This is a genomic window from Pseudoalteromonas sp. T1lg23B, assembly GCF_002964665.1.
GTDB lineage: Bacteria > Pseudomonadota > Gammaproteobacteria > Enterobacterales > Alteromonadaceae > Pseudoalteromonas.
The window spans coordinates 1375018-1397632 of record NZ_PQBZ01000034.1 but is presented as its reverse complement, the minus strand read 5'-3'; the positions used below and the strand labels follow the sequence as shown (position 1 = coordinate 1397632).

The 22615-nt window shown below is 43.2% G+C and carries 21 protein-coding genes and 1 riboswitch; of the genes, 13 read left to right on the top strand and 8 right to left on the bottom strand.

The features are described from left to right. The first annotated feature begins 3 nt into the window (after positions 1–3). The 6 genes from C2M32_RS14845 to C2M32_RS14830 all read left to right on the top strand — a co-directional run bounded on the left by C2M32_RS14845 (position 4) and on the right by C2M32_RS14830 (position 6103). On the top strand, positions 4–3138 hold the full coding sequence (locus C2M32_RS14845) for a lantibiotic dehydratase (protein ID WP_105169090.1): 3135 nt from the start codon (positions 4–6) through the stop codon (positions 3136–3138). A 76-nt stretch (positions 3139–3214) separates the two neighbouring features. After that, complete coding sequence (locus tag C2M32_RS20575) at positions 3215–3379, top strand: hypothetical protein (RefSeq protein WP_158678233.1); 165 nt, start codon at positions 3215–3217, stop codon at positions 3377–3379. Between the two features lie 119 nt (positions 3380–3498). Then, a complete protein-coding gene (locus tag C2M32_RS20570; RefSeq protein ID WP_158678233.1) occupies positions 3499–3663 on the top strand; it encodes a hypothetical protein in 165 nt (54 codons plus the stop codon). A 256-nt stretch (positions 3664–3919) separates the two neighbouring features. Then, a complete protein-coding gene (locus C2M32_RS14840; RefSeq protein ID WP_199886161.1) occupies positions 3920–4168 on the top strand; it encodes a DUF3297 family protein in 249 nt (82 codons plus the stop codon). Between the two features lie 526 nt (positions 4169–4694). Beyond that, on the top strand, positions 4695–4907 hold the full coding sequence (locus C2M32_RS14835; RefSeq protein ID WP_105169088.1) for a hypothetical protein: 213 nt from the start codon (positions 4695–4697) through the stop codon (positions 4905–4907). 68 nt (positions 4908–4975) lie between these two features. Beyond that, complete coding sequence (locus tag C2M32_RS14830; protein WP_105169087.1) at positions 4976–6103, top strand: radical SAM protein; 1128 nt, start codon at positions 4976–4978, stop codon at positions 6101–6103. Between the two features lie 158 nt (positions 6104–6261). Here C2M32_RS14830 and C2M32_RS14825 read toward each other — a convergent pair whose 3' ends face one another. Next, positions 6262–8358, bottom strand: a complete 2097-nt coding sequence (locus C2M32_RS14825) for a M12 family metallo-peptidase (protein WP_105169086.1) — start codon at positions 8356–8358, stop codon at positions 6262–6264. A 69-nt stretch (positions 8359–8427) separates the two neighbouring features. After that, positions 8428–8516: riboswitch (cyclic di-GMP riboswitch) on the bottom strand. Between the two features lie 284 nt (positions 8517–8800). Here C2M32_RS14825 and C2M32_RS14820 point away from each other — a divergent pair. After that, entirely contained in the window at positions 8801–9148 is a 348-nt protein-coding gene (locus tag C2M32_RS14820) for a hypothetical protein (RefSeq protein WP_158678232.1), read from the top strand. A gap of 79 nt (positions 9149–9227) precedes the next feature. Further along, positions 9228–10073 (top strand): carboxylate/amino acid/amine transporter, encoded by an 846-nt coding sequence (locus C2M32_RS14815; protein WP_105169084.1) that lies wholly within the window; start codon positions 9228–9230, stop codon positions 10071–10073. Positions 10074–10110: 37 nt separating this feature from the next. Here C2M32_RS14815 and C2M32_RS14810 read toward each other — a convergent pair whose 3' ends face one another. The 3 genes from C2M32_RS14810 to C2M32_RS14800 form a co-directional block, all read right to left on the bottom strand. Next, a complete protein-coding gene (locus tag C2M32_RS14810; protein WP_105169083.1) occupies positions 10111–11610 on the bottom strand; it encodes a calcium-binding protein in 1500 nt (499 codons plus the stop codon). Positions 11611–11894: 284 nt separating this feature from the next. Next, positions 11895–13247: a S41 family peptidase gene (locus C2M32_RS21180; RefSeq protein ID WP_442792711.1), complete on the bottom strand. Its 1353-nt coding sequence runs from the start codon at positions 13245–13247 to the stop codon at positions 11895–11897. 116 nt (positions 13248–13363) lie between these two features. Then, positions 13364–14215, bottom strand: a complete 852-nt coding sequence (locus C2M32_RS14800) for a GNAT family N-acetyltransferase (protein ID WP_105169082.1) — start codon at positions 14213–14215, stop codon at positions 13364–13366. A 254-nt stretch (positions 14216–14469) separates the two neighbouring features. On the opposite strand from C2M32_RS14800, the gene C2M32_RS14795 reads away from it, so the two are divergent. The 5 genes from C2M32_RS14795 to C2M32_RS14775 all read left to right on the top strand — a co-directional run bounded on the left by C2M32_RS14795 (position 14470) and on the right by C2M32_RS14775 (position 17791). Continuing rightward, positions 14470–15150, top strand: coding sequence for an alpha/beta hydrolase (locus C2M32_RS14795; protein ID WP_234401304.1), 681 nt, complete (start codon positions 14470–14472; stop codon positions 15148–15150). Between the two features lie 187 nt (positions 15151–15337). After that, complete coding sequence (locus C2M32_RS14790) at positions 15338–15517, top strand: alternative ribosome-rescue factor A (protein ID WP_105169081.1); 180 nt, start codon at positions 15338–15340, stop codon at positions 15515–15517. A 306-nt stretch (positions 15518–15823) separates the two neighbouring features. After that, the gene (pnuC, locus tag C2M32_RS14785; RefSeq protein ID WP_105169080.1) at positions 15824–16459 is read left to right on the top strand and encodes a nicotinamide riboside transporter PnuC; all 636 of its coding nucleotides are present in this window, start codon (positions 15824–15826) and stop codon (positions 16457–16459) included. A 44-nt stretch (positions 16460–16503) separates the two neighbouring features. After that, complete coding sequence (locus tag C2M32_RS14780; RefSeq protein ID WP_105169079.1) at positions 16504–16884, top strand: MmcQ/YjbR family DNA-binding protein; 381 nt, start codon at positions 16504–16506, stop codon at positions 16882–16884. Positions 16885–17341: 457 nt separating this feature from the next. Continuing rightward, positions 17342–17791, top strand: a complete 450-nt coding sequence (locus C2M32_RS14775) for an Hsp20 family protein (RefSeq protein WP_070993300.1) — start codon at positions 17342–17344, stop codon at positions 17789–17791. 71 nt (positions 17792–17862) lie between these two features. On the opposite strand, the gene C2M32_RS14770 is transcribed toward C2M32_RS14775, so the two are convergent. The 4 genes from C2M32_RS14770 to C2M32_RS14755 all read right to left on the bottom strand — a co-directional run bounded on the left by C2M32_RS14770 (position 17863) and on the right by C2M32_RS14755 (position 22489). Next, positions 17863–18810, bottom strand: coding sequence for a bile acid:sodium symporter family protein (locus C2M32_RS14770; RefSeq protein WP_105169078.1), 948 nt, complete (start codon positions 18808–18810; stop codon positions 17863–17865). Positions 18811–18939: 129 nt separating this feature from the next. Continuing rightward, positions 18940–21270 carry a TonB-dependent receptor gene (locus C2M32_RS14765; protein WP_105169077.1) on the bottom strand — a complete coding sequence of 777 codons (2331 nt, stop codon included), beginning with the start codon at positions 21268–21270 and terminating at the stop codon, positions 18940–18942. A gap of 68 nt (positions 21271–21338) precedes the next feature. Continuing rightward, the gene (locus C2M32_RS21175) at positions 21339–21578 is read right to left on the bottom strand and encodes a helix-turn-helix domain-containing protein (RefSeq protein ID WP_442792719.1); all 240 of its coding nucleotides are present in this window, start codon (positions 21576–21578) and stop codon (positions 21339–21341) included. A gap of 128 nt (positions 21579–21706) precedes the next feature. After that, positions 21707–22489: a hypothetical protein gene (locus tag C2M32_RS14755; RefSeq protein WP_105169075.1), complete on the bottom strand. Its 783-nt coding sequence runs from the start codon at positions 22487–22489 to the stop codon at positions 21707–21709. Between the last annotated feature and the right edge of the window lie 126 nt (positions 22490–22615).

The following is a 22615-nucleotide window of genomic DNA, read 5'->3' as shown; positions in this document are numbered from 1 at the left end:
GTTATGACTACGATGTCAGAATTAAAGCAGCTGCAGTCTCAGTTTAAGAGCGCCGACTTTTTTGTGATACGCTTTCCAAAGTACAGTATAGACGCGCTGGATCGTTGGCAAGGAGACGAAACTGAGCTTAGGGATCAGCTACAAGTCTGGATACAAGATCCTTTGGTCAAAGAAGCGCTGTACATTGCCTCTCCTTCTTTGCAAGAGCGACTAGACTATTGGATAAAAGATCCAACAAGTAAAAAGGGCAGAAAAATTGAAAGAGTACTGGCCAAGTACTTTATCCGAATGGCGAGCCGATGTACGCCTTTTGGCATGTTTTCAGGCGTCGCGCTCGGCACAATTAGCACTGATACTCGTCTTGCAATTGAAGCATTGCACTATAAGCGAAAAAGTCGCTTAGACATGCTTATCCCGTTTCAGCTCAAACAAAAAGTGTGGCAAAACTTAGATGTGTTTGAAAATCTGAGAATAAAGTCCAATGGCACAATATATAAACTGGGCAGCACCATTCGATACATTGAAAGTCAAAGCAGCGCAACAGAGCAATTATATAGTTTAAGTAGCATTGATAGTAATGAGTTTGTTGAAGCGGCAATCGATATATGTCGTGACGAAATTCAAGTTGCTGAGGCAATCAGCCGCATTTGCGATTTAGATGACGAATTTGAACGTCAAGGTGTTAAAGAGTTTGTCTGGGATTTGATGGCTGCGGATGTGTTGCAAGTCAGTTTACCCATGTCACTCACGCGTTCAGGCTGCATTGCAGGTATTATTGACTATTGTCATCAATGTGGTTTAGATGAGGTTGCTGACACTTTGATACAAAGTCAGAAAAAGCTGGCGGATTTGGATCAAGATTTTGGACATAGCAGTGCCGCGTATCAGGAGGTGTTGCATACGCTCATGCAGTTGCCGATTGATGTAAATGTCAGCTCGTGCGTTCAAACTGACTTATGGTACGACACTGAAAAGCTTAGATTACAACGGCAATTTATTGATAGTTTGATGTCGGATCTCTCGGTATTAGCACAGTTAAGTTGTTATGCTGATCAGAGCTTAGCAGATTTTAAATCACGCTTTATAGCAAAGTATGAAAGTCATAGTATACCGTTACTTGAAGCGCTTGATGATGAAAGCGGGGTAGGGTTTTCTACTTCGTCTGGTGTAAACACCCCCATTCTTGATGGTGTTTCAATCCCAGCTGGGCGCTCTGAACAGAACTATAAATTGACGGCGCTAGATAAGCTGCTTATTGCAAAACTGTCGGGCAATCAACATGTTGACGAAATTGTGCTAACCAAGGCGGATATAGACAAGGTGGGGCCACTTCAAAATGCTCAGCTGCCTCCTTCTTATTATGCCTGTGGCTCTTTAATTGCCGATGCCGCAACGAGCGATGGTAATGATCACATTTCGTTATTCGAATTTAGAGGCATGGGTGGGCCTTCTGCTGCGAATACATTGGGGCGATTTTGTCACTTAGATGAGCAATTGTTGGCTGCTACTCAGTCTGAACTGGCGTTTGAACAGTCATTGTATCAAAATGCGATTCTTGCTGAAATCGTTCACTTCCCAGAAGGGAAAGTGGGCAATGTGATTGCTCGTCCACAATTAAGAGAGTTTGAAATTTCACTTCTGGCAGATGCCAGTGTAGCGCAAGAAAATCAGCTTGAATTAAAAGACCTCCACGTATTTGTCCAAAATAATCGCGTAGTATTGTGGTCACTCAAACATAATAAGGAAGTGGTGCCTAGACTATCGTGTGCCCATAATACTCGGAATAACTCGTTGGGACTGTATGGCTTTTTGGCATCACTGCAAAATCAAAATATTGCTATGCCAGGCTTCGAGTTGCCAGTGGCACTAAAAGAAATGGCCTATACGCCAAGGATCAGACTCGGTAAGCTGGTACTGGCACCACGTCGCTGGCGTGTAGATGTAACTGAGTTGACTGCGCTTTTAAATCATTTTTCAGATGCTACAGTTCATCATTTGCGTCGTAAGTACAAATTGCCCCGTTGCGTTATATATAAAGAATACGATCAAAAGCTACTCGTTGACTTGCATAATGTGTTGGCATTAGGCGCTTTGTTAGACAGTATTAAACAACATACTCAACAGGTTGAACTTGAAGAGTGCTTGCAAAAAGAACTTGGCAGCGCCTTGCATTACAATGACAAACGCTACTTTAATGAAGTTGTTTTACCACTAAGAAATACTGAGTTTAAGCATCAACTCGTTCACTTTCCCGGCTTTATGAATGACGCCAGCTATCAGAGTAAATTTCTCAATGGAGATCAATGGCTGTGTTGCAAAATTTACTGTGGCGAATCTTTAGCAGAAGACATATTAACCGATGTTTTGGCTCCTTGGTTGACAGACAAATATGCTAAGGGTGAGCTGCAACGGTACTTTTTTCTACGATATGCAGATCCTGAGTTTCATATTCGACTGCGGCTTTATATTCCAGAGCAAAGTTCGCTTAAACTGCTTCAGGAGCAGCTATCTTCCTTACTGAACGACTTGTATCAGCGTAGCTACATAAGTGATGTGGCATGGATATCATATACCAGAGAAACTCAAAGGTATGGCGGCGCAAAAGCTATGCCTCTCATTGAAGAAATATTTACCGCAGATAGTGTGTGCACCTTGCAATTGCTCTCTTTAGGGATCAGTGATGAGTTACTGTGGAAAGTCGTCATCAAAGGGTGCGAGCAGTTGTTAACAGACCTTAATTTGTCGTTGAGTGCCAAACTTAATGTGACAAATAACTTACGTGCTGCTTATGGGAGAGAGTTTCATGAGAACATTGATACAAGGACATCCTTAGGCCGCAAATTTAGAACCAACAAAGCGTTCTTGCAGGCTTTGTTTGAGAACCAAAACCATGACCCTGAGTTACAACACATAACAGATATTTTGGCTATACGTTCAAATGCAATTCGATCTATTGTTGCTCAGTTAAACCGCCTTAACCAGCAAGACCAGCTAATTTGTTCACTGGAAATGATCGCTGCGAGCCTGCTACACATGCATACCAATCGATTACTGAAAGGAAATGGTCGTATGCAAGAGCTCTGTATTTATGACTTCTTACTAAAACTTTATAACCAGAAAAAACACCTAGAAAAATGATAAACAGTGAGTTAGGCATTGGCCAGCCTGACTTACCTACAACATAGGCCAATAAATAAAAATTAAAGGAAATAAAATGAAAAACAAACTAACGTTCAACAAGAAATCTGTAATGGGCCTTTCAAAAGATAGCGCAAAGCTTTCGAAAGAGCAGTTAAATCAAGTAGCAGGTGGTATGCCGCCTAAGTCTGAGCACACTATATACAACAATGCTTCAAGCTGGATGTGTTGCAACGGCTAATCCTATTGACTGGGGCTGAGCATTCATGCCCCTCTCGTTATCAGATGTCAGGCGTACAGAAATGTTTAATGTGCACGTTATGGCTAAATGCTCAATGTAGCAAATTCAAGGAAATAAAAATGAAAAACAAATTAACATTCAATAAAAAATCAGTAATGGGCCTTTCAAAAGATAGTGCAAAGCTTTCAAAAGAGCAGTTAAATCAAGTGGCAGGTGGTATGCCGCCTAAGTCAGAGCACACTATATACAACAATGCTTCAAGCTGGATGTGTTGTAACGGCTAATTGGCAAAATTGGGGCTGAGTATGCAGCCCTTTTTTATTCAATCTGAGACAATACCAAAGTGCTGTTGGTACCGCAGTCATGTAGTGCGTTTGACAGCAAAATAAATTGCGTCTGATTTTGCGGTTATTGTTTCTGTAATTAAGGCGTTTACGCATTATAAAATGGTGTATGTGTACACATTTCTCCTGCCAAGTATTGAGCGCCCGCTGAGTATTACCTACAATAGCTATCACTTTATTTATCGAAGAACAGATTATGAACGACACAACTGCAAGACCAGATATTCCTGACCAGCTTTCTATCAACCCACGCAGCCGATTCTATAACGAAGAAGTGTTAAAGCACGATATTGGTGTGCGCATCAATGGTAAAGAACGTGATGATGTAGAGGAATATTGTATCAGCGAGGGATGGATCAAGGTTGCTTCGCCAAAAGCGTTAGACCGCCGCGGCCAGCCACTTCTTCTTAAAACCAAAGGGACAGTGGAAGTATTTTATCGCTGATAATTAGCGAGCAGGCATTGCTCTTACAGGTTATGCCTCGATGGTAAAATGTAAAGATAAGCACTGGTAATTATCGCCTGCGCTTATCTTAATTCCGGCTTTGATTTGGTCACATTACAGTGGGCATTGGCCGTTGCCAAAGTCTGAAAATTGTACCTCCTCCCCACCTACTGAAAAGCACATAAAACGAAGGCGAGCGTATCTTTTTTGGGGATATTGTTGCTATTTTTTTTCCTGTCCGTCAATTTTCTTTTGACTCAGCCGTTTACCTTTTGATGTAAAAAACACAATACAGTACCTATGCTTTGCAATTGTGAAATTGGGATGTTTTTTAGCAAAAAATTTGGCTGTATATGCATCCATATTGATCACCTTAATCAGGATTGCATTTAATAACTTACCAAAAAAGCATGATATAAACCCATATTTTTGTACCAATAAACATTGTTGACATCTCATACTCCTGTACTAGGTTTGGGCTGACTAGTTACTAGTCAAATTCACTTATTTAGAAGGAGATTAAATTATGAGTAAAGGTGTAGGAATCCGAACCAGTGAGGCCGTAAAGGCCTTCAGACAGCCAGCTGAATTAAGGCTTGATAAGCTAGATGTTCAGTCTCTAAACGAGGAGCTTGGTAAGTCCAGAATCATGGAAGCTGTGAAGGGTCATATTATTGATGACTTAAAGCTTGATGCATCACAGATTAGCTTTTCTTTGAGCTTTACTTTGGACATCTAACCCGCGTGTGCTTAACCCGGCACTTCACTTAATGTGAGGTGCCGATTTGCCAAAAAGGAGTGTTTATTATGGCGTTTAGTGCAGCAATAGTGAAGCTCAATAGTGTGTGTAATCTGAACTGCAGTTATTGTTATATGTTTAATGGACCCGATCGTACTTTTGAAGAAACGGCCAATAAAATGGATGTCGCGACGGCGACACTCATGATAGATCAAATTGCTCAGTATTGTGTAAGTACAGCACAACAGCATTTTAAGGTGACGTTACATGGAGGGGAGCCAACTTTGTGGCCCGTTAAGCGTTTCGCTGCCTTGTTTGCGCATACAGATGAATTAAATCGTAGGTATGACCTTGCTATCAGGTTTTCAATCCAATCAAACGGTATCACCGTACCGGACAGTTTATTAGCGCTGTGCCTGAAATATCAGGTGTCTATTAGTGTCAGTATTGATGGCCCACAACAGTATAACGACCAGTTTCGCGTCGATCATAGTGGCCATGGTAGTTATCAGCGCATAATGAAAACGGTACAATATATCGCCAGCAGTCAATACAAGTCTTTGTTAAGTGGCTTCTTAAGTGTGATTAATCTCAATATTAGCCCGCAGGAATACTTTGACTGGATCAAAACATTGCCCGTCACCAGGATAGATGTGTTGTGGCCGATAGAGATAAATCATGACACAGTAAAACAGGATGTGTTGCATGATAGCACCATTAAACAACACCGCTATGGCAAATGGCTACAGGCGTTGTTTAATATTTGGATGCGCAACGATGACCCCAATATTTATATCCGCTCATTTTTCAATATTCTAACGGTATTACATGGCAGCAAGGTACACATTGACTCCATTGGCAATGATGTACTGAATATGTTTGTGGTCAATACACAAGGACAAATCGAATACCCAGACTATTTCCGCTCAGCCAAAGATGGTGGATGCAAAACGGACTTACATATTTCAGATGGAATCTCTCAACTTGAACAAGAACCCATGTTTGCTAAGTTACTGACGTTGAAAGACTATCAGCCTCAAGATTGTCAGCAGTGTCCTCACAGAGCGCTGTGCGGAGGAGGCTTTTTACCTGGCAGGGTCAAAGGGCAACAGTTGGATTTAAGTCAAAAGTCTATTTTGTGTGATGATCATTATATGTTGTTCAGTACCGTTAAAAATATATTGGGGCAGGGTTAAGCGACGTAATTAACTGCGATTATATACCTCACTGTGGGTTGAGTATGGGTTCTAAACAAAGGACTTTGAGTTGCTAGGCCGCTGGTGTGATAGGAAAGGCCTGTAAAAAAAGCAGCCAAGCGGCTGCTTTTGGATATATCTAAGGGAGATATGTCTAATTAGTTACTACATTTTTTGCCTTTACATGGCTTATCTGTGCCGCCATCACCACTGTTGGTGACAGTGACGCTCAGCCATGACGTCCAATCTGAAGCTGCGACTTCATTGATGGCGCGTACTCGATAACGAAACACTCCTTTATCACTATAGTCTGTGTAAGCTGTGTCATCGGCATTCACTGACGCGATTATCTGATTGGCTTGCCAGCGGCCGTTTTTATGCTGTGATTCACGTTGTATTTCGAACCTCTGCTCGTTATCACTGTTGTCTTGCCAAGTTAACTGGGCTGTACCATCTTGTCCGTCTTGCACAGATAAATTGCTTGCCGGATTAGGGGGTAATGGCGCAGGCGGAGGTGTTTGAGTGGTGGCGCACAAACTGGCAGAAGGTAGTGTGGTGTTGGCACTCAAGTCTTTGGCTTGTACGCTGAAACAGTACTGAGTTTGTGGCTGCAAGGATGTCGCTGTAAACTGAGTGTCACTTTGCCAATCACTGCCTTGGCAGACGTTACCGTTTTGTGTGCAGTTGAAACGGTAGCTGACCACACCGCCATTATCATCCATGGCACTGACAGCTTGCATTGCGATTTGTGAATCACTCACTCCTGTTGGAGCTTGAGCAAAACTCATTGGGTTAGGGTCCGGTGGTGTATTATCTGGGGTTGCCGGTGTAACTTGACCCTGTAAATAGAAGTGGCCTTGGCTTGCATAGTCGCTTGCATATGGCCCCTCAGCACCAAATACTTCAAGGGTATAAACCCCTTGTGCTAGGTCTATCTGAATATGCGCGTTGGTATTGCTGTATTCGTTACTGGTATTGATGAGTGTTCCGTTCCCATCGTATAGACGCAGGCCTATATCAAGGTTTGCGCCGCGCTTGCTACTGCGTGTAAACGCATCCCAAGCAGGGGTTGCGATAAACTCCGCTGGGCCCGCGCCGACACTAAACTGGAACCAGTCGCTGTCACTAACTTGTACGCTGCCTTTATTGTATGTGGATACATTATCTGGATCGATTTGGCGGTTGGTCGCGGAAAATACCCCATGGCTGTCCACATTTAAAATCACAGGGTTATCGGCGCTGCCCTCTGTATCTAATGTCATACCTAGCTTGGTTGCTATAATAGCGATGTCGTCTTGGGTTTGATTCGCGTCAGGGTATTCACCTTTGCTCCATTGCGTTACATTTTTATAGTAACTGACGCCCATGATAGGCGCCCAACTGCTGGGTTCGCTATCACTACCTAAACCCGCATAATAGCTTTGCGTTGAGGTGCCATCGTGGCTTAAGCCCAAATTATGACCCAGCTCATGAGAGCCTGCCTCAGCCATATAAGTTGCTACGCCTGCGCCGAGACGATTGTAGTAAACAAACGCCGGCTGGTAATAACTGAAATTACTGCGTCCCCACACATTAACATACGCTACACCGCCTGCACCTTGATGTGGCATCGCCTTACCCGATAAGTCTGTATCTTTGGTAAATAATACCCAGCCAACATTGGGGCCAAATTCAACGGGCGCTTCTGTCGTTACATCAATATCAAAAGCGGCGAAGTCATCCGCCATACGGTTCCAGATCTCATGGATACGTGCACGTTCATTGTCGTTGAAAGTCGTAGGGTCGCCATCTAAATCATAGGGAACAGAATCATAACTGGATCCGCTTCCCCAAGCACGGTTGCTGACAGTACCGCCATCGAAATCTAAAAATACTTTGTTATTTGAGTGCTCATTGCTATGTAGTTTAAACACATCAACAGGCGGTAAAGTATATGCTTCCTCACTATCGGGGGAAGTGGTTTCAACCAACCCTTCTTCGATATAGAACAGTTCACCGCTGCTATCTGCCTGCATAAGCAAGGTATCAATGGCTGGAATTGCCAGTTCGTTGAGCTGCACGAGCGCTTTTTGTTGGGCATGAGGGGGGAGTTTACTCAGGCTAGTTTTTAGTTTGCCATTTGGTAAGTTCTCAATGGCTTGTATTGGGAGTGTGGTTTGTGCAACACCGTTGTTCGCGGCATAAGACGCAGAACTCAAAGCGATACCAACACACCCACAAAGCTTAGCAACTTTGCTTTTCGTTAATAACTTCATTATATGCTCCAAATAATAACAACTTGGTCATTTGGAACGGAAAGATAGGCAGCCGCATAGCTTGGCTGCGCTAGCAATCCCGCTATCATAGGGCTTTACTGCCCCTTAGACCGGTGACTTTGCGCCCCATCCTTTCGAATGGTTTGCCCATAGCGTCGAATATAGCCGACCCATGAACTCTAACAAATAATTGCAAAGATGAAAACAAACTAATCAACTGTGTTAAATATAGGTAATGTTTTATACATCTGTAAGATCTCGTGAAGTCATCTACACCCTAGTCATAGCTAGCTTCTTGATTGTTGAAAGAATGTGGAATTACACAAAATATTAGCGACACAAATAATTAACGTTTTTACTCTAAAAAGGGCTGGTAATCGTGAGATGAGCTTGTATACTGCGAACAAACTTGAGTACCCGTTACGGGGTCTTTGTCTGAAGTATGACAAATTATCTCATTGTTAGAGAATATGACTATGGTCCAGGGGGGATGATGAGCAGTGAAGAGATCGGACAGCAAATTTTGTTGAGTAAAATGAACACGCAATTTCGATTAGAAGGAGAGCTTGAGAAGTTACGTCCAGGTATATTTATCCATTGTTTGAAGGCGATGATTGTTTGTGCTTTGGTATTTGGTTGGAGCGCTCTGCTGCCCAGTGTATCGGATCAAATCACCTCTTACTTTTTGCTGTATGGTACGATTTTGATGGGGGTTAGCCTATGTTACGAAAATTATCGCACCAATAAACGCATTGATACTCTCTACAAACTTTTAAAAAAATCAGCTTAAAATTGCGATATGTTTTTCAGTAGGTGAATGAACGCACGGGATTGTGTACGATGACACTTTTTGAGTTTAAGTACAGACTATGCAGTACCTTATTTCAGTGACCGTGTTATGGGCTTTTTCATTCAGTTTGATAGGCGTCTATTTGGCAGGGCAGGTAGACGCTTGGTTCAGCGTTTTAGTGCGCATAGCATTGGCGACCTGCGTGTTTCTTCCCTTCCTAGAGTTTTCCGTCATACCTAAAAAGCTCGCTGCTAAATTGATGTTAATCGGGGCCATTCAACTAGGTGTGATGTATGGCTTTTACTACCATTCATTTTTATTTTTAAGTGTACCCGAGGTGCTGCTTTTTACCGTTATGACGCCTCTTTATATTACCTTGCTGAACGATCTGTTAGATAGGCGCTTTCATATTGGTTTTTTAGTCGCGGCTTTAATTGCGGTTATTGGTGCCATCGCGATTCGTTATGAAGGTGTGGATGGTCAGTTTGTGATTGGCATGTTGTTGGTACAAGGTGCAAACATGTGCTTTGCAACAGGGCAGGTTTTGTATAAACGTCTTATGCAAGATAAACATATTGCTCAGCAAAGTGTGTTTGGTTGGTTTTTTATTGGCGCATTGTTAGTCGCGGTAACCAGTTTTGCTGCGTTTGGCGACTTATCTCGTTTACCTACCACCAGCGTACAATGGAGCGTTCTTATATATTTGGGCGTGGTCGCATCGGGTCTAGGTTACTTTGCGTGGAATAAAGGGGCCATCGAAGTGGACGTGGGTGTACTAGCTGTTATGAATAATATGCTGATCCCAGCCGGTATTTTGGTTAACGTTGCAATTTGGAACCGAGATGCGGACATTATGCGACTCGTTATTGGTGGAGCCATAATAATGTCGGCGCTTTGGGTGAATAAGCGATTTAGTAAAACTTAACTGATGAACCCAGCATCGGGTGCTGGGCTCGAGTCCGTTATTGGCAATCCACAAGACTACCTGTTTGGTTGTAGCAGGTTTCTTCCTGTTGCAAAATATGCTTGCACATGTAGGCAACATTGTTTTCCATACAGTTTACGTAAGTGCCGTAAATACCTGACCCTACACTGAAATCTACACGCCACTCGTAGTACGAATAGGGTTTTGTTGTTTGGTCCTCAAGCCAGCGCTTGAATACGACGCTTGAAACAATGTCGAACAAAGCAATGGGACGTATTGAGTAGCTGCGCCAACCGTTATTAAAACCAGTGTATGAGCCTGGCATTGTGACAACACTGTTGGCTGCCTTGTAGTATGGGTTACTAAAGTTACTTTTCTTAGCAACCTTAGTTAATAGGCCTTGGTAATCATCTACCCAGGTGATGCCTTCGCAACTATTTAAAAATAATACGCCTTTATCGTCGCCGCTACCGCAGCTGCCTTCTGGAAACATATCAGCAGTCCAAATATAATCGGCATTTTGACCGCCTTGGATTTTTGCATCAAACTCCGTTGATGAGGTGATGATCACGTCGTTGCCACTGCCACCTTCTTGAACTGAGTTTTCCAAGTAAGTAAATAGGATGTCGTCTCCAGCGTTGCCCCATGCTTTGTGCCACTTGCTGGTGTTAACCACGCCACCATCGCCCACTTCAAACAAGGCATCATTCCCATTGCCTCCATACAGACGGTCTTCACGGCCTTTGTTTCCCGCGAGGTAATCATCGCCGTCTCCACCATAGAGCTTGTCGTTACCTTTATCGCCACTTAAGACGTCATCACCGCTGCCACCATTTAAGATATCATCGCCATCATTGTCACTATTACAGCCGCTTTGTTCGTAGATATAACCATTATTTGCATTGGCAAGGCGACAGCCGCCACCGAGATAGTCATTGTCATTTCCACCGATCAACAGGTCTCTACCTTGACCACCCATTAACAAGTCGCCGCCGTTATCACCGCTAATCACATCATCATTGTGATCACCAAACAATTGGTCGTGGCCATTTCCACCCATGATTTGGTCATTGCCGTAGCCACCATAGATCACGTCGTTACCGTCTTCCCCAAATAGGGTGTCGTTGCCGCCACTGCCAAAAATGGTGTCATCACCTGCGCCACCATACACTCTATCTTGTTGAGAGCCCGTGGTGATTGTGTCGTCGCCATTTCCACCATAAATGTATTGCATGACGGCGATATCTTTTGCACCGAAGCTGTCATTGCCATCGCCTAAGCGGGCATCAATTTGCCGAACTTGGCTTAGGTAAAAGGTATCGCAGCTGGTGTTACCGTTGGCCGTTCGGGTAACCGTTAATGTGTCTTGTGAACTAGTTAATGAAAAAGATTCTGACTCATCAGAGCCTAACACTCTTAGCGACATACCTTCTAAAGACACACTGGCTCCATCGCCGATGCCGTTGCAAGCAGCCGCTGCATAGTTTGAAAGTCCTAGCGATAATGCAAGGCACAGAGAATTAAGTTTAAACGCCATGGTTCTATCCTTATGTTCTATTTTAATGGTTGTGTGAGTACAGCAGACACAGACTTTATTTGGCGCTAAGGTAGCGTCGAATCGTGCAAAAAAGATGGAGAAATATGAATTGTTTGAGAGAATAAAGGCACTGAACTAAGAAGCGTTCAATGCCGTTAGATGGCGAGTTAACGGTTTAAATTCATCACCTTGGTTCACGCTTTTAGAAAGTCTTCCACACACTTTTTAGATGTGTTAAATGCGTACACTTGTGCAACAGCGCGTAACTGTGAGTTCGAACCAAATTACAGTAGTGTAAGAATATTTGCTGGTATGTTCGCATTTGCCAGACTGACAACAGGTTTAACAGGGGTCATTTGCGCGACACCATTTGGGCGAGTCAGTAAAAATCGTGGCGAAATCATTTGTAACTGACTGTGTGTCAGTTTTGTGAACTGAATTCCACCGCTTTGCGTGCTGCGACCACCTGTGGGGGCTCCTATGAGTTGAGCAAATTGATAATCCTGTACAGTGTTTGCAAATACGATAGATGATGAGTAAGTACCCGTACCTATCAATAATGATACTTTGCCTGTGTAGAAGTTTTCTAGCTGTAAGTCAGGTTGGATCAGTCGGGTATTTTCTCCTTGTTCTATGTTGCCAACTATTTGCCCTGGATCTCGATATTTTAATAAAATTTTCGAACGATATGTGGAAAAGTGTCGGTAAGGTTTATCGGCGATATACCTCAATATTCCTGCCATCCACATGTCGTCGTTACCCCCACCATTTTTACTAATGTCTATGATCAAATGGCTAATTCCTTTGGCTTTAATATCGCTGAATATTGAATCCATAAAGGTTAGATATTGTTTTAAGTCATCCCATGCGAAAGTATTCACGCGCAATATGGCAGTGTTATCTTGGAAGGTCACATTGAATGCCTCAGCAAAGGAAGACACGACGAGACTTTGCGGCAGTGCGGCTTTGGCATTAAGGGTAATACGATGTTTTTTATTATCGTCAACCAAGTCAATATCAAAGGAATCTTGAGGACCAAATGTCATATAAAACAAACGATTAAATTGATCTTGCAAGACGTTTTGGCGAAAAGCCAGTGTGTCACCATGGGTATTCTCAAGTAGCGTTTGTAAAATGCTGGTTATGCCTTTGCCATTTATTGCTTCAATTTTAGCGCCTTGGTAGTGACTACTTTGAGCACTTAGATCTCGTGCTACATACATCCCGTCATTGGTAATGTGTACTTCTAATGGAAAAAGCGCAGTTCCTTGTGCTATCCACTGGCGCCATTGTGAGGCTGAACCATGTCCTACTTTGATATGGCCGTCTGCGAGCATGGAGTTAAGAGGTGCCATGGCTTGCCAGAGTGTCATGGCGGTTATAGGTGCTTTGAGAGTACTTTTTATCTCGGCCACTTTTTGATAGAAGGCGTCAATATCTTTTACGCTATGTGATAAATCTGGGTGGGTCTGATGAAGCCAGTTAAACCATTGTTCGAAATCTTGCTGAGCCTGTTCGACAGAAAGGGGTGTTTGTAATGGTATAAATGATGTCGTTTGGGCTTTACTTGTTATTGAGGTCAGGGTACAAAAAATGAAAATTACAGCGAGGGAAAGCCATTTGTTTAGATACTGCATTTAAATAGTCCTTTGTTATTTTTGCAAGGTATGACGCAGGTATTTGCAAAAAGGTTTAAGGCACTTTTGTATTATTAATAAGTCATGGTTAAACGAAAAGTGCCTGGTTTGGTTAGTTAACCAATTTCAAATGAGGTTACGCCGTATATTCTATCTAATGGTAGATTTGGCGTTTCAAGAGTGTACATTCTGGCGGTTTCAAAAGCTGGCTGCATATCATTACGCTGTGCCAAGGTAACGGCTGCTGCATTAACTTCGGGGACATCCAAGTAAACTGTATCACTGGGAAGGGTCTTTGCTCGCAGTGCTTGGAATAATTGCTGTGCCTGTTGAGCGCTGTTCGCAAACAGTGGGCCAATTTTATATCCGCTTTGGCAGGGGCGGATCACCCCATAACCTGCCAGTTTTCCAGCTTCCATAATGGCCAAAGCATGACAATTTGCTTGGTTAACCCACGCGCGGAGAAAGCCATTTCGATCGGCTGGAAAAAACGCCTGCTCGTAGTCAAAGAGCATTGCCAAGGATAGGGTGCTTATCGGTACAATTTGACTGAGTTCAGACGCAGAACTCCCGCCCGTTCCAGCGAAGCGAATATTGCGATAGGCGAGCTTAAAGCCTGATTTTCTATAATTGTCTTGTTGGGCTACGACGCCATCTAGCGCGATATTACATCCCTTTAAATATTGCAATCCTGCTTGCCATATTTGCCAGCCATAACCTAACCCACGGTATTGAGGGGCGACGATATAAAAACCCAAGAAGCCAAACATGTCGTTGTATTTCACTACAGAGATAGACGCGATGGGCTCATCGCCCAAGTAACCCATTAGAAAACCATTCGGGTCTGCCTGATAATAACATTGTGCATCACTGAGGCCTGGGTTCCATCCCTCGTTAGCAGCCCATTCGACGGCAATATCCAGCTCATTAGGTGTCATGGTTTTTATTGTAAAGGGCTTATTTTTCATGCTTTCTCCTAAAGCGTTACGCAAAGCGAGCGTTGTTAAACTCATACTAGCAAGCTCGGACTTATCCGTACAAGCTTAGTTGAGCCAAGAGGTTTTTCGAATATAATCACGATGTTGGCCTGTACTACGCCTGTGTTAATTCAGTCAGACTTAAGATTAAGCGATTAGTATGAGTGGGGTTACGGGTCTTTCAGGTGGTGGGGCAGACACCTATGTCTCTCATGCTAAGAAAGTAATGATACAAGATAAGGAAAATGATGAAATTAAGTATGATAGCGGTTATTTGCTTGGCCGCGCTGACATCTTTTAGCAGTTGGAGTACAACCATTTTGGATGCACCTCCTGAGTCTGTATCAACAAGCGACAAATTTGTATTTTACGCACATGGTTATATCGTCGAGGGAAAGGATCCAAAGCCTATAAACACTAAAAATGGTTGGGGTGTGTATGATTTTCCTGCCATTAAACAAGCACTGTCCGACAAAAGCTATACTTTAATTGCACATCATAGAGAAAAGAATACCGATCCCTTTGCCTACGCTTATGAGTTAAATAAGCAAGTTCGTAGCTTAGTTGAAAAAGGTGTTTCAGCGAGAAATATCACCTTAATTGGCTTCTCTCGTGGCTCATTTATTTCCGCGATTGCGTCTGACAAACTCTCTGATTTAGAAATCAATACCGTTATATTGGCAGGATGTGGTGGACTCACAGCTAGCAAACACACGGATATAAAAGTATTTGGGCACGTATTGTCGGTTTATGAGCAATCGGATGAGGCTCAAAGTTGTGCTGCATTACATAAACGAAGTACACAAACACGTTCGTTTAATGAGATTGTGATTAATACAGGGCTTGAGCATGGTGCTTTCTATAAGCCTATGAACGAGTGGGTGACACCGGTAAAAGCTTGGGTTAAGGCTCATATGGGTAGATAACCTAGCTTTGTATACCTCACTACGAAAAATTCAATGTGTAGTTTTTCAACCATATGTTTTTATTGGTTTTAATCTAGTTATTGACAGTGAGTGAAAATAATATGAAAAGTACTTGCGTGGGCCATTATTTACATTAATAATTCGCCTCGTCATACGACGTTTAAATAGACAATTATTAGGAGCTCTAATGAGTAAAAAGCATCATCATCATGCGCATCAGCGTGGTGAAATAAAAGACAATGCATTAAAAGCACTGGTCACCAGCCCACTGTTTAAAGCCAAAGTTGAGAAAGCGAAAAAAGGTAAGGGGAGTTTTAAGCGCAATGCAAAACATAAAGGCCAAGAGCCTTATCTTAAGGCAGCGTAAGTAAGCTTTAAGATAAGGTTTTTGTTTGTCTGCAAATAGCCCACAGCAACAGTATATTGAGGGTGAACATACAAGATCCTAAAGCCCGATATGTTCACTCATTAAAGCGCATAGCCGCACCTCATTCCCTCCATGTTTAATACCAGCACATCATCATGCAATCAGTAAAATCAGAGATTGAAATTTAACGGCATTCACAAGGCACTCATAATTCAATAGTGGTACTATATTGCGACTTAATTCAATTGACTGCGTAAGGATGCGTCAGCATTGATACCCGTTAATGATAATTGAGCACCAAAAAATATGAATGAATTAGTTGGCTTTTTCCAACACGTGATCAGTGGCTTTCAGGCGATGTCGGTTTGGGAATATAGCGCCGTTGTATTATCAATCGCTTATATGTTGCTAGCGATGAAACAGAGTGCTTGGTGCTGGGTTGCCGGTGGTGTCAGCACCTTGATTTATACTCTGTTGTTTTTCAACGGTGCATTACTGATGGAGTCATTGCTGAACTTTTTCTACATGGCGATGGCGGTTTATGGCTGGTGGCAATGGCGACAAGGCCAGATGTTAGGGGCGAGACTGACTCTACATGAAGAAAATCAGTTACCTATCAGCAGCTGGTCATTGCGCGCCCACACTTGGTTGATTGTTATCACTAGCATAGTTGCCGTGGCAGTGGGATATGTCATGGAGCATTACACTTATGCAGACTTTGCTTATTTAGACTCCCTCACTACCTGTTTTGGAGTGGTAGCCACCTATCTCTTAGCAAAAAAAGTATTGGAGAACTGGCTATACTGGGTTGTGATTGATGCTGCATCAATTTATCTTTACGTAAATAAAGGCTATTTTCCAACTGTGGTGTTGTTTGTATTTTACACTGTGCTGGCGGCGGTAAATTATCTCCAGTGGAGAAAGTCCATACTGAATAATTAACCATGAATAGGTGTGTCTTACACTCACAATTACAAGGAGGTTTTATGGATCATCGGCAAGTTCATCAGTATTTTATGAGCAAACCAGAAGCCACGGTGAGTCAGCCATTTGGCGAAGGAGTGGATGTCTATAAAGTGAAAGATAAGATGTTTGCCACTTTGGCCCAAGGTAAGGCTATGGGCGATACTCACGGTGAGACTTGGCGGATCAATCTAAAATGTGATCCTGATGAAGCTCAAGCACTTAGAGATATCTTCCCATCGGTGTTACCCGGTTATCATATGAATAAAAAGCTTTGGAATACGGTGTTACTTGATGGCTCAATCCCGCAGGGAGAAATTGAGCGTATGATAGATAATTCATACCTCTTGGTGGTGAAGAAAATGCCGAAAAAGGCACAAACATCACTGTTGTTACATCTATAACAAGCCACAATACGGATTAGGGATGAGTCCCTAATCTCACTTTGGCAATCTTTTGCTTGCTCTTCGGCGCTCATAGCACGTCCTTGCTGAGCTATTTATCAATCCATCACGCATAACATTAGCCGTCAATAGCCTTAACCGCAGCAGTGCGCTTAATTGTTGGATAGATGACGCCTACATGATGCACTCTCAGTTACAGCCTCTTTCTTGGGGTCTTTGCCCATGTAGAGCGAATGATGATAAATGTAAAATTAAAATTCTCATAAAATCATGGGGTTATATTTTTTATAAGAAAATTTAAAAAAAATCTCTTGAAAAGAATTAGCCCCGTCCATAGATAGGATTATGAGGACGCCGACAGGGTCCAAAACAAATTTAACTTTATGTTTTATATGCTGTTTATTGGTTTATTTTAAAGAGTAAACAGCTTAGTTATTGCTTTATGAGGATACAAATTATGCAAACAGTCGATCTATCTCCACTATACCGTTCATTCATTGGTTTTGACCATTTAGCATCACTGATGGATGCCGCTGCCAGAAATGAAAAGCAGCCTAGTTTTCCGCCTTACAACATTGAGGCATTAGGTAAAGATAAATATCAGATCACCATGGCGGTGGCTGGATTTGCTGAGCATGAATTATCTCTACAGTCTGAGGGAAATGCCTTATTGGTTAAAGGCGAAAAGCAGCAACAAAAAGAGCAAGACGAAGATCGTCGCTTTATCCATCAGGGTATCGCACAGCGCAACTTTGAGCGTAAGTTCCAGTTAGGGGACCATGTGAAAGTACTTGGTGCAGAACTGGAAAATGGTCTGCTAGTGATTGACTTGGAACGTGAAATCCCAGAGGCGCTAAAACCTCGAAAAATTGAAATTGGCACGAGTAAGCTACTCGAGAAAAAATAGCCCGTAATTATTCCTTATTACGTTGTTGATCCTAATCAAGCCGCCCTAAGGGCGGCTTTTTGTATTGTGCACTAGGAGTGTTTTGTTTCAGGCTGCTGTCCTGAACCTGACTTACCTACGCAGTGTTTACTCCAAAACCCCGCTAACATTGAGCCACTGACATTGTGCCAAATCGAAAATAATGTGCCAGCGATGGCTGCAGTTGGCGTAAAAAACTTCATCGCCAAGGCCACTGCCAGTCCCGAGTTTTGCATACCCACTTCGAATGCGATGGTTCGACAAACGGTTTCATCTTGCTTGAAACACTTAGGTATCCAATAACCGAGTAGTAGCCCTGTCGCGTTATGTGCGACCACGGCCACAAACACTAGTAATCCAATGCTTTGCAGCTTAGTGCTATTTAATGCCACGATGATGGCAATAATTAGCACAATGGTCGCCATCGAGATGAGTGGTAAATGGGGCTTGATAGGTTTGAGCTGAGCGGCAAAAGCGTGATTTATCAGCACGCCTATTGTTACCGGGAGTAGCACTATTTTTAGCAAGCTGGCGAGCATCGCCGTAACGGGAATATCGACGACCTGACCAATCAGTAGAGCCGTGAGAAATGGCGTGAACATCACGCCGAGTAAGGTACTGATTGCGGTCATGGTGATAGATAAAGCCACATCGCCCTTGGCTAAATAGCACATGACATTACTTGCTGTACCTCCTGCCACTGTGCCAACCAGTACCATACCAATCAGCAAGTCAGTATCAAATCCCAGTACGGTTGCTAAAGCGTAAGCCATCAAGGGCATCACAGTAAATTGCAGCAGCACGGCGATTAATACTGCTTTTTTGTGCTGAGTTACCCGCAGAAAATCTTGGCTAGTCAGTGTGAGGCCCATACTCAACATAATCACCATCAACATGGGAATGATGGCAGACTTAAAATTGATAAATAAGTTTGGAAAAAATAATGCGAATGCACTGAGTAATATTGCCCAAACGGGAAAGAGTTGTGTGGCAGCTATCATGATAAGGGTCGCTTTAGTTAAAACTTCTTCTAAATTATTAGCAAGATAGTATCTTGTGTTACCTCAACATGCTATGCCAAGCTGCACCGACCTCTTTGCGAAGTAATGCCCGAGATTACTATTGGGCAGTTAAAATTGATAACTAAACGACAGTCCAAAGCGTCTTGGCGGTGCCAAATAGTATTCCGCTACTCCAAAGGCGCTGGTAAAGTCATTGGCCCCTATCACATGATATTCATCGGTCAGGTTGGTGACAAAGGCCGATGCTTTAAGGTGTTGATTGATAGGGTAGCTGACGTAAAAGTTCAGTAGAGAAATTGCCGCTTGCTTGGCATGTTCGCTATTAAACACATCGTTGTAGACCTCACTGCGATAGGCCCAACTGAGCCGAGTTGTGAGTGTGTGTTTTTGGGTGAGGGGCCAGAGTTTTTGCAGGCTTAAAGCGGCGGTCCAACGTGGTGTTTTTATCAATTTACTGGCAGTGCTTACTTCTGTAGCGTTACCCACATCGATAAACTTCGCGTCTGTGTAAGACACGCTGAAGCTGAGATTTAGGGTGTTAGAGAGTAAGGCTTCTGCTTCAAGCTCAATGCCCTTGCTTCGTGTATTACCCACATTGTCGATAAATATCTCAACACCAGAGTCTTCTCCTGACTCTCCGCCGCGCAACTGCATATCTTGATGCTCAAGTAAAAACGCGGTGCTGTTGAGTCGTAATCGACTGTCAAACCATTCAGAACGGACGCCAAACTCAAACGAGGTGAGGTATTCAGGTTCAAAAGGTCGGGCTGATATGGTGGAATTAGCAACGCCGTTAAACCCTCCTGACTTAAAGCCTCGTGCGGCATTAAAGAAGTACATGGTATCTTCCGATGGGGTATATTGTAGCCCTAATAGTGGTGAAAAAACTCGCCAACTTTTCTCAATTGCACCATCAGGGGTGCTATCTGTTCGGTTAATCGCGATAACGTCAGCAACATTCAAACGCGTGATCACCTGCTGTTTTTTTCGCTCCCAAGTTAAACGCGCACCGCCAGTTAAACTCCAAGAGGGCGCAAACTGATAGGTACTGTGGGCAAACAGTGCAACGCTTTGGTTGTCGACTTCATTGTTAAAGGTGTTATCTAAGTCAAGGCCTAGATTAAGCGGGTTGTTTGGGCCACCAATGGTTGTCGGCGCGTTCAAAGGAGAGCCATCAAGTGGCTCTGGTAGGGCTTCCAAGCCCTGATATAAGCCCTCAAGAAACACGAATCTAAAGTCATAATCTATGTGCTCATCAATGGCAAACAGCCCTAGCAACCATTTAAAATCATCACTCTGGTAGCCAGAAAGGTTAAACTCTTGGCTAAGTTGGCGCTGAGTTTGCTCATCATGAGTAAAGCCGATATTGACAGGGTTATTATCGAAGTCTCGGCCATAGATAGCATCCAGAGTACGATAACTGGTAATGGATTTTAAATGTGTCTGCTTATTGATATCCCACTCGAGCGTGCCACGGTAACCGATTTGACTCAGGCGGTTTTCATTTTCAGCGGTAGCAGCACTCATAAATGGGTCTGCAAAAATTTGTAACTCAGGGAGCGGGTCAATGGCGGGTGAAAGCTGTGCGACTGAGTTAAAAAGTGAGATCAAATCTGCTTGGTCATTTTTTTTAGACAGCACCGATGGCGCACTGCCATTGCTTTGTAACTGCCTGTCTAAACTAAATTCAACGCTTAACGTTTTTGAAGGTTGGTAAGCTAGCTTCGCGAGTACTCCCAATTCATTCTGACCACCTTCCAAACCACCATTTAACCGCTTAACAAAGCCATCTTCGTGATACTTAGCAACGGCTAATCTGACGCCCCATTGCTCAGTAAATGGCTGGTTGATAAGCAATGAAGCGTCAAACCGATTGAATTGCCCCGCTGTAAGTTGGGTCCGAATCTGTTGCTGATCACTCACCTTGTGGGTCAATATGTTGATGGCACCACCAATCGAATTTTTGCCGTACAAGGTGCCTTGTGGCCCTCGCAGCACCTCAATCCGCTCTATATCGAGAAAGTTAACTATCGACCCCGCCGAACGAGCGTGGTAGACCCCGTCGATGTACAAACCCACGCTAGGATCGGTGGTTGGAATGGGATCTACTTGACCGACACCACGTATGGTAATCCCTGCGCAGTGAGTACAGCCTGAGTTTTCACCCACGGTGGTAATGTCTATGTTAGGTATAAAATAGGCAGCGTCCACCAAGTTATCTAATGCTCGTTGCTCTATAAATTGATGAGACATCACAGAGACGGAAAGTGGCGTGTTTTGTAGGTCTTCTTCCACTTTTCTTGCCTCAACCGTTACATTCATCAGTTCGGTAAGATCTAAAGAGAATAGATCGATGTCATTACTGGCGTATAGATAAGGAGAGCAGGCGACAGTGGTACAGCCAAATATATAGCGAACGTATTTGCTTAACAGCATCATGTCATCCTTACCCTCATTGTTATTGCTGTATTTGTCAATTATTGACCTTAATCAAGGAGGCTCTTAGACTATGTCTTCATGGTCTTTTGGAATTCACTGGGTGTCATATTAGTGCGGCTTTTGAATGCTTTATAAAATGACGATCGGGCGTTAAACCCAACTGACATAGCAACCTCTAATATACTGCACTGACCCGCTCGCAACATTTCCTTCGCCGCCTCGATTCGCGCGTTATTTATACATTCAAAAAATGACGTTTGCATGACCTGACTCAGCGTTTGCGACACGTATTGGCTAGGCTCATTTATATGCTTTGCTAGTTTGTAAAGAGTCAGCTGTGAGTCGAGATAAAGTTTATCACTTTCAATTGCCTGTCGTATTTTCTTGGCGATAAGCTGACTTTGCTGTTCGCTAAGAGCGGAGCGTTGATAGCGCGCTAGGGCGGCACTATCGAGGTGGGCTTGTTCCGTTGCTTCATTATAGAAAGGCTAAATCCAGGTTGTTGGTTTAAGCCAAAATAGCCTAACCCCCATATCGTCAACAAACACAATAGTTGTCCCCAAACGGCTTCAAATAGAACAAAGTTAATATCCGTGATGGCTAACAGTGCCCAAGTACCGTTTATGAACATGGTTGCCACGATAACCCGTAACCATTTCAGTTTTTTATGGGTGAGATCACAAAATACATTGGCAAGTTGTCGGTGATAGCGATGGGAGAGTTTTGCCAGAGAAAGTAAATAACCTATGGTCTGTAGTAACCATACGCCAATGACAAGCATGATAGCGATACTAATAAATATCGAAAGGAAACCGGGCGCTACATCAAGGTCGCTGAAAAACATGTTTTGCAACAGTGTGTTTGGTGCCAATACGATAGCAAGGCTCAGCACTAAACTCGTCATTGCAGGAATATAGTGTTTGATATCTGAGCCATTGAAACGCCATGGAGTGCTGGCAACCAGAGCATTGGCGTAGAGCCAAAGACTGGGTGCTAACAGTAAAAAACACGGTGCCAGAATCGCGATATAGGCAAATACATGTTGCTCAAAACCCACGAAAACAACGCCTCCAGCGCTGAGCAAAGTGAGTGCGAACAGCAGCATAAAAAGCGGAATATAAAATGCCTGTTGGCACATTTTATGGGCAACTAAAAAACAAGAAAATCCACCAACACCAAGAGTTATACCTGATAACAGCATTTCAAAGGGCTGAGACATTACACTTCCTAAATGTTTTATCTTACTGATTAATATGCTTATATTAATTTATTGTGTCTTCGCTAACTGGCTTGGACGACACAGCTACAGATTGAGCATAGCATGAGTCTAAATTTAAATTATGCC

Coding starts and splice junctions, on each gene's coding strand:
- C2M32_RS14790 (WP_105169081.1), top strand. CDS start 15,338: ATGAGTAAAAAGCATCATCATCATGCGCATCAGCGTGGTGAAATAAAA.
- C2M32_RS14830 (WP_105169087.1), top strand. CDS start 4,976: ATGGCGTTTAGTGCAGCAATAGTGAAGCTCAATAGTGTGTGTAATCTG.
- C2M32_RS14770 (WP_105169078.1), bottom strand. CDS start 18,810: ATGATAGCTGCCACACAACTCTTTCCCGTTTGGGCAATATTACTCAGT.
- pnuC (WP_105169080.1), top strand. CDS start 15,824: ATGAATGAATTAGTTGGCTTTTTCCAACACGTGATCAGTGGCTTTCAG.
- C2M32_RS14765 (WP_105169077.1), bottom strand. CDS start 21,270: ATGATGCTGTTAAGCAAATACGTTCGCTATATATTTGGCTGTACCACT.
- C2M32_RS14800 (WP_105169082.1), bottom strand. CDS start 14,215: ATGAAAAATAAGCCCTTTACAATAAAAACCATGACACCTAATGAGCTG.
- C2M32_RS14820 (WP_158678232.1), top strand. CDS start 8,801: ATGACAAATTATCTCATTGTTAGAGAATATGACTATGGTCCAGGGGGG.
- C2M32_RS14755 (WP_105169075.1), bottom strand. CDS start 22,489: ATGTCTCAGCCCTTTGAAATGCTGTTATCAGGTATAACTCTTGGTGTT.
- C2M32_RS14825 (WP_105169086.1), bottom strand. CDS start 8,358: ATGAAGTTATTAACGAAAAGCAAAGTTGCTAAGCTTTGTGGGTGTGTT.
- C2M32_RS20570 (WP_158678233.1), top strand. CDS start 3,499: ATGAAAAACAAATTAACATTCAATAAAAAATCAGTAATGGGCCTTTCA.
- C2M32_RS14835 (WP_105169088.1), top strand. CDS start 4,695: ATGAGTAAAGGTGTAGGAATCCGAACCAGTGAGGCCGTAAAGGCCTTC.
- C2M32_RS21180 (WP_442792711.1), bottom strand. CDS start 13,247: ATGCAGTATCTAAACAAATGGCTTTCCCTCGCTGTAATTTTCATTTTT.
- C2M32_RS14775 (WP_070993300.1), top strand. CDS start 17,342: ATGCAAACAGTCGATCTATCTCCACTATACCGTTCATTCATTGGTTTT.
- C2M32_RS14840 (WP_199886161.1), top strand. CDS start 3,920: ATGAACGACACAACTGCAAGACCAGATATTCCTGACCAGCTTTCTATC.
- C2M32_RS14845 (WP_105169090.1), top strand. CDS start 4: ATGACTACGATGTCAGAATTAAAGCAGCTGCAGTCTCAGTTTAAGAGC.
- C2M32_RS20575 (WP_158678233.1), top strand. CDS start 3,215: ATGAAAAACAAACTAACGTTCAACAAGAAATCTGTAATGGGCCTTTCA.
- C2M32_RS14815 (WP_105169084.1), top strand. CDS start 9,228: ATGCAGTACCTTATTTCAGTGACCGTGTTATGGGCTTTTTCATTCAGT.
- C2M32_RS14780 (WP_105169079.1), top strand. CDS start 16,504: ATGGATCATCGGCAAGTTCATCAGTATTTTATGAGCAAACCAGAAGCC.
- C2M32_RS14810 (WP_105169083.1), bottom strand. CDS start 11,610: ATGGCGTTTAAACTTAATTCTCTGTGCCTTGCATTATCGCTAGGACTT.
- C2M32_RS14795 (WP_234401304.1), top strand. CDS start 14,470: ATGATGAAATTAAGTATGATAGCGGTTATTTGCTTGGCCGCGCTGACA.